At 73.6% G+C, this 6836-nt stretch carries 7 protein-coding genes; 3 read left to right on the top strand and 4 right to left on the bottom strand.

What is annotated here, in order from left to right; translation table 11 throughout:
* Nucleotides 1–75 precede the first annotated feature (75 nt).
* Nucleotides 76–918, bottom strand: a complete 843-nt coding sequence (locus AOQ37_RS07595; RefSeq protein WP_062642431.1) for a transglutaminase family protein — start codon at nt 916–918, stop codon at nt 76–78.
* Entirely contained in the window at nt 915–1910 is a 996-nt protein-coding gene (locus AOQ37_RS07590) for a GNAT family N-acetyltransferase (RefSeq protein WP_062642429.1), read from the bottom strand. Before AOQ37_RS07590 ends, AOQ37_RS07595 begins: the two co-directional genes overlap by 4 nt.
* A 140-nt stretch (nt 1911–2050) precedes the next feature.
* On the opposite strand from AOQ37_RS07590, the gene fdxA reads away from it, so the two are divergent.
* Entirely contained in the window at nt 2051–2371 is a 321-nt protein-coding gene (gene fdxA / locus AOQ37_RS07585) for a ferredoxin (protein ID WP_003973842.1), read from the top strand.
* A gap of 120 nt (nt 2372–2491) precedes the next feature.
* A complete protein-coding gene (locus AOQ37_RS07580; protein WP_062642427.1) occupies nt 2492–3589 on the top strand; it encodes a bifunctional succinyldiaminopimelate transaminase/glutamate-prephenate aminotransferase in 1098 nt (365 codons plus the stop codon).
* 177 nt (nt 3590–3766) lie between these two features.
* Here the strand turns inward: AOQ37_RS07580 and AOQ37_RS07575 are convergent, their stop codons facing one another.
* Nucleotides 3767–4216, bottom strand: coding sequence for a hypothetical protein (locus AOQ37_RS07575; protein WP_062642425.1), 450 nt, complete (start codon nt 4214–4216; stop codon nt 3767–3769).
* Nucleotides 4217–4529: 313 nt separating this feature from the next.
* Nucleotides 4530–5540, bottom strand: coding sequence for a heavy metal transporter (locus tag AOQ37_RS07570; RefSeq protein ID WP_107085128.1), 1011 nt, complete (start codon nt 5538–5540; stop codon nt 4530–4532).
* A 94-nt stretch (nt 5541–5634) separates the two neighbouring features.
* Between AOQ37_RS07570 and dapE the strand changes: the two genes are divergently transcribed.
* Nucleotides 5635–6714, top strand: a complete 1080-nt coding sequence (gene dapE / locus AOQ37_RS07565; protein WP_062642422.1) for a succinyl-diaminopimelate desuccinylase — start codon at nt 5635–5637, stop codon at nt 6712–6714.
* Nucleotides 6715–6836: the final 122 nt, after the last annotated feature.

Genomic DNA, 6836 nt, shown 5'->3' with positions numbered 1-6836 from the left:
GAGGGGCTCCGCCGAGACGGGTGTCCCTCCGCCGGGCGGGCCGCTCCGCGGCGGAGGCGGGCGCCTGCCGGTGGCTCAGTTCAGCATGGCCCGTGCGGCGAACGCCTCCTTGCGCACGCGCTCCGCGGTTCCCTCGTCCACGACCTCGACCAGTCCCGCGTACTCCTCCAGCTCCACGGCCCCGCCGACGAAGTCCCCCCGCTGGACCAGCAGCTGCCCCTTCTCGTAGCGCAGCCGGGCCGGGTGGGAGGGCACGGCCAGCGCCAGCTCCACGGCCCACAGCGCGACGTCCGACCGCTCCGGCCGGGCGACGGCCCACGAGCGGATGTTGTTCAGGATCCGCATCACGACGTCCAGCGGCTCCGCCGGGATCAGCATCGAGGGCTTGAGACGTGCCCCTGTCGCCGCGGTGACCAGCGACTCCGCGTCCTCGCCCGACAGGATCCGGCCCCCGTCGAAGGGATCGGCCAGCACCTGGCGCCCGAGGTCCGCGGGCGGCCCGAACCCCACCACGAAGTGACCCGGCAGCGCGACCCCGTACACCGGCGCCCCGGCCCGCCGCGCCACCTCCACCCACACCACGGACAGCAGGATCGGCAGGCCCCGCCGCTGTACCAGCACCCGGTGGAGCAGCGACGACTCCAGCCGCTCGTAGTCCGCGGCCGCACCGCGGAACCCGTACCGCTCGCCGAGCAGCTCCCGCAGCGCCTCCGCCCACGCCCGCGGCCCGCCGGGCCGGTACGGCAGCTCGCCCGCCAGCCGGTCCAGCTCGATCTGCGCGGCGTCCAGCGCGGCCTCGTCCAGCTCCGGGTCCGGCCCCGCCCCGATCAGCAGGCACAGCAGCGCCAGGTCGGGCCGCTCGGCCCGGGCCTCCTCGGCGAACCGCCGCCGCGCCTCACCGGCGTCGAACCCGCTCACGGCAGCTCCCGGTAGTGGTGGTACGCGTGATGCGCCGCGAAGCCCATCCCGGCGTACATCGCCCGCGCCCCCGCGTTGTGCTCCTCCACCTGGAGCCAGGCCGCCGACGCCCCCTCCTCCAGCGCCCGCCGGGCGAGCGCGGCCATCACGAGCGTGGCCAGCCCCCGCCGCCGCCGCGCCGGGTCGACCTCGACCGCCGCGAAACCGGCCCACCGTCCGTCCACCACACACCGCCCGATGGCGGCGGGAGCCTCGCCGGGCTCCCCGGGCACGGAGGCGAACCACACCGAGGGCCCGCTCGTCAGCACCTTCAGGGCCACCTCGCTCACCCCCTTGCGCTGATACCGGGCCAGCCACGACTCGTCGGCCTCCCGGGCCAGGACCACCCCCTCAGCCTCCGCCCGGTCGGCGAGCGGCGCCAGTGCCCCGATCCACAGCTCGGCGGTCACCTCACGCACCCACCCGCGCCCCTCCAGCTCCGCGCACAGCAGCTCCTGGGTGCCCTCGGCCCCCGTCGCGGTCTGTACGTAGGCGGGCAGCCCGCGCTCGCCGTACCAGCGCCGTACGACGTCCAGCGCCTCGTCGAGGGGGACGCCCGGTGAGCCGAGCGGCAGCACCGAGTTGGCCCGCCGGGTGAACCCGGCGGCGGCCCGCAGTTCCCACTCGCCGAGCCGCGCGCTCTCCAGCGGACGCCAGGCCCGGGAGGCGACCTGCGCGAGCTCCCCGTAGCCGGCGGCCGGGCCCCGACGGCGGGCCGGGGCGGCGGGTACGACCTTCCCGGCGACCAGCGAGGATGCGTCAACCCGCACGCTCTCGCCGCTCTTTTGTGTGATCAGCAGCACACCGGCGTCCCATGATGTGAGAACGCCTACCGTGTCGGTGAATTTCCCCCCGGCGGTACCGGGCTCGGTCAGGCATCGTACGGAGACACGTTTGCCCACGTCAGCAGTGGTGATGCGGACCGCGAGGCGTCCGGCGGCCGAGATTTCCACAGGTCAGTTCACCCCTCCTGTTCGGATCATGCCCAGGAACGGAGATACTAGAGGCGGGCATCGACGACGCCGCGCTCCCGCGCGCCAGGCGGCGGAGCCTGAGGAGGCCCGCCGGCGCCCTATCGAGGAGGAACGACAGCGTGACCTACGTCATCGCGCAGCCTTGTGTCGACGTCAAGGACAAGGCATGCATCGAAGAGTGCCCGGTCGACTGCATCTACGAGGGCCAGCGGTCCTTGTACATCCACCCGGACGAATGCGTCGACTGCGGCGCCTGTGAGCCGGTCTGCCCGGTCGAGGCGATCTTCTACGAGGACGACACTCCGGAGGAGTGGAAGGACTACTACAAGGCGAACGTCGAGTTCTTCGACGAGCTCGGCTCGCCCGGCGGAGCCAGCAAGCTGGGTCTGATCGAGCGCGACCACCCCTTCGTCGCCGCGCTGCCGCCGCAGAACCAGTAAGAGCGGCCCGCGCATCGTGCCGCCTCGGTCCCGTACGGCCTGATCACCCCTGATCGCCGTGCGGGGCCGAGGCGTTTGCCGTGGCGGCCGCCGCCGTACCCAGAAAGTGAGCCAGAAGCCGTGTCCGCAGTCTCCGACCGTCTCCCCACCTTCCCCTGGGACAAGCTGGCGCCGTACAGGGCGACGGCGGCGGCCCACCCGGACGGCATCGTCGACCTGTCCGTCGGCACCCCCGTCGACCCGGTCCCCGAGCTGATCCAGAAGGCCCTGATCGACGCGGCCGACTCGCCCGGCTACCCCACGGTCTGGGGCACGCCCGAGCTGCGCGACGCGATCACCGGCTGGGTGGAGCGGCGGCTCGGCGCCCGCGGGGTGACCCACCGGCACGTCCTGCCGATCGTCGGCTCCAAGGAACTGGTGGCCTGGCTGCCGACCCAGCTGGGCCTCGGCCCCGGCGACCGGGTCGCCTACCCGCGGCTGGCCTACCCGACCTACGAGGTCGGCGCGCGCCTGGCCCGCGCCGGGTACGAGGTCTACGACGACCCCACGGACCTGGACCCGGAGGGGCTGAAGCTGCTCTGGCTCAACTCGCCGTCCAACCCCACGGGCAAGGTCCTCGCCAAGGACGAGCTGACCCGGATCGTGGCCTGGGCCCGCGAGCACGGCGTCCTGCTCTTCTCCGACGAGTGCTACCTGGAGCTGGGCTGGGAGGCCGACCCGGTCTCGGTGCTGCACCCGGACGTCAACGGCGGCTCGTACGAGGGCATCGTCTCGGTCCACTCGCTGTCCAAGCGCTCGAACCTGGCGGGCTACCGGGCGGCCTTCCTGGCGGGCGACCCGGCCGTCCTGGCCCCGCTCCTGGAGATCCGCAAGCACGGCGGCATGATGACGTCGGCGACCACGCAGGCGGCGGCGGTGGCGGCCCTCGGCGACGACGCCCACGTCCGTGAGCAGCGTGAACGCTACGCGGCCCGGCGTACGGCGCTGCGCGAGGCGCTGCTGACCCACGGCTTCCGCATCGAGCACAGCGAGGCCAGCCTCTACCTCTGGGCCACCCGGGACGAGTCCTGCTGGACGACCGTCGCCCACCTGGCGGACCTGGGCATCCTGGTGGCCCCCGGCGACTTCTACGGCGAGGCGGGCGAGCACTTCGTCCGCGTGGCCCTGACGGCGACGGACGAGCGGATCGCGGCGGCGGTCGCGAGGCTGGCCCGCTAGCCGCTGGCCGCTGGCCGCTGGCCGCTGGCCGCTGGCCCGTCCGTAGGGAGCGGGCCCGCCGCCGCCCGGTCCGCGCGCCGGCGAGCCGTCCTGCGAAGACGGGAGCCGTCCGTGAGACGACGAGACGGGGCCCAGGGAGCACCCTGGACCCCGTCACCGGCTTCTCGGCCGCGGGCGTCAGCCGAGCGGCAGGCTCTTGACCGGCAGGGTCTCGGCGCCGGGCAGCCCGCCCTTGGTGAGCGAGTCCGTCGGCAGTCCGCCCTTGGTGGCGGTCGACGCGGTGTCCCCGAGGAGGCCCCCGGCGGAACCCGCGGCCTCGCCGGCCGTCTTCTGCGCCGCCGGCGTCGCCTTCTTCACGGCCTTGCCGCCGGTCTTGCCCGCGGCCGGCACCGTCTGCTTGACGGCCTTGCCGCCGGTCTCACCCGCGAGTCCGGTGACGTTCTGCGCCGCGCCGTCGACCGCGTTGCCGACGCCCGCGCCGTCCAGGGCGGTCAGTCCGCCGAGGTTCGGAGTCGCGGGCAGGCCGGGGGCCGCACTGGCGGAGCCGGCCACACCGACCCCGGCTGCCGCTCCCGCAGCGACAAGCAGCGCGGCACGGGCGATCCGGCGGGTCAGGGGGAGGGACATGATGCTCCTTCGACGGGAGAGAACAAGGACTGTCTGTGACTGCTGGTGACTGTCTGTCTGTCCGGGCCCGGACGCAGTGACTACCGCTCGAAGCCCACGAAGGTTGCGCACGGCCAATGTAAAGAGTTGGCAATGCGTCGCATTATCGCCTGCGGATAAAAACGGGCAAAAACCGCCCGATGTGAAAGTCCGTCAAACCCCTGAAGCCCTTTGTCCGCAAGGGATCCGCCGGACACGGGGGTGACGGCGCGAAAACCTGAGCACCCGGCCGCCCGGCCGGCCCGCACACTACCCGGCCGGGTGAAGACCCGTACTACTGCGCGGTCACGATCCTGACGCTGCCGGTACCGCCGTTGCCGCCGCCCGCCCCCGCGGATCCGGCGGCCTCCGTGCTGGTCGAGCCGGTCGCCCGCCACCGGCTGTCGGTGTTCCCGGAGACCCACTCCCGGCCCGCGTACGACACCCGCTCGATGCGCAGCGCCGAGGCGTTGGCCACGGCCCAGTGCGCCAGCTGCCAGCCGCGCTCACCGACAGTGCGTCCCCCGCCGGTGTCCGCGGCCACCGGCAGCGTCACGGTCCGCCCGGCGGTCTCGGTGGCCGGTGCCTCCGGGGCCGCCGAGGCGGTGGACGAGACACCCTTCGCGTCGGCCTCCGCGCCCGCCTCCCGGAGCGCCGTCCGCCCGAAGTCCCGGACCAGCGCCGCCCGCACCCCGTCGGGACCCGTGGCCGTCGCCGTGGCGTCCGAGCGGCCGCTGCACGTCAGCGTGGCCGCCGCCGTCCCGGTCAGCGCGGCCGCCAGCACCGTGGCGTCCGGCTCGTGCTTGGCGTACGCCTCCGGATAGCCGCTGCGCTGCACCCGCTGGGCGGCGACCGTGAGCGGCAGTTCGGTGTAGTCGCGGACCTTGGCGAGGTGCTCGTAGAAGATGTTCGCCGCGTACGCCGGGTCCGTGACCTGCTTCTCGGTACCCCAGCCCTGCGAGGGCCGCTGCTGGAACAGGCCGAGCGAATCCCGGTCGCCGTGGGCGAGGTTGCGCAGCCCCGACTCCTGGAGGGCGGTGGCGAGCGCGATCGCCACGGCCCGCTCGGGCATGGCCCGGCCGGTGCCGACGGCGGCGATCGTGGCCGCGTTCACCGCCTGCTCCGGCGTGAACTCGTACGTCGCGCCGTCCGCGCCGCCGGATACGACCCGGCAGCCCGGATCGTCGGTGCCGCCGGTGACGTACTGCACCACGACATAACCCGCGACGGCGGACAGGACCACGCAGGCCGCCCCGAAACGGAGGAGGCGGCCGCGGCGCTTGGGGGAGGTGGACGGCTCTGGCACGCGTACAAGGTACTGGAGAGTACGGAAGAGGAGGAGGCCCCTGCGCCGAGCGCGGAAAAGCGGGAGGCCGAGGCGGCGCGTTAGGGTCGACGGCATGGCCGACACACCGCTTGACCTCACTCTGGACGCCGCGGCGCTCACCGCGCGGCTCGTCGACTTCCGTTCGGAGAGCGGCACCGAGAAGCCGCTCGCGGACGCGATCGAGACCGTCCTGCGCGCGCTGCCCCACCTCACGGTGGACCGTTACGGCAACAACGTGATCGCCCGCACGGATCTGGGCCGCGCGGAGCGCGTGGTGCTGGCCGGCCACATCGACACGGTCCCGATCGCCGACAACGTCCCCTCGCGGCTGGACGAGGACGGGGTGCTGTGGGGCTGCGGCACCTGTGACATGAAGTCGGGGGTGGCGGTCCAGCTGCGGATCGCGGCGACGGTGCCGGCTCCCAACCGCGACCTGACCTTCGTCTTCTACGACAACGAGGAGGTCGCCGCCGACCTCAACGGCCTCAAGCACGTGGCCGAGCAGCGCCCGGAGTGGCTGGCGGGCGACTTCGCGGTGCTGCTGGAGCCCTCCGACGGCCAGGTGGAGGGCGGCTGCCAGGGCACCCTGCGGGTGCTGCTGAAGACGAAGGGCGAGCGGGCCCACTCGGCGCGCGGCTGGATGGGCTCCAACGCCATCCACGCGGCGGCCCCGATCCTGGCCCGCCTGGCCGCCTACGAGCCGCGCTACCCGGTCATCGACGGCCTGGAGTACCGCGAGGGGCTCAACGCGGTCGGCATCACGGGCGGGGTGGCAGGCAATGTCATCCCCGACGAGTGCGTCGTCACCGTCAACTTCCGTTACGCGCCGGACCGGAGCGAGGCGGAGGCCGTCGCCCACGTCCGCGAGGTGTTCGCCGACTGCGGGGTGGCGGAGTTCGTGGTCGACGACCACAGCCCGGCCGCCCTGCCCGGCCTCTCCCACCCGGCCGCGGCGGCCTTCATCAAGGCGGTCGGCGGTACACCGATGCCCAAGTACGGCTGGACGGACGTGAGTCGCTTCTCCGCGCTGGGCGTCCCCGCGGTCAACTACGGCCCCGGCAATCCGCACTTGGCGCACAAGCGGGACGAACGCGTGGAGACGGCCAAGATCCTGGCGGGCGAGGAGCGGCTGCGGGCCTGGCTCACCGCCTGAGGGCGTTCGGCGCGGGGCGCTTCGGGGCGGACACGCCGACGTCCCCCGTACGTAACCCGCGTAGATCTACGCTGAGGTGGAACGAACTTCCCGGCTCACGGCTTCGCCGGGCCGGGGAGGCC

Source organism: Streptomyces maremycinicus (genome assembly GCF_001184025.1).
GTDB classification, from domain to species: Bacteria; Actinomycetota; Actinomycetes; order Streptomycetales; family Streptomycetaceae; genus Streptomyces; species Streptomyces maremycinicus.
This window is presented reverse-complemented; position numbering and strand designations above follow the sequence as displayed.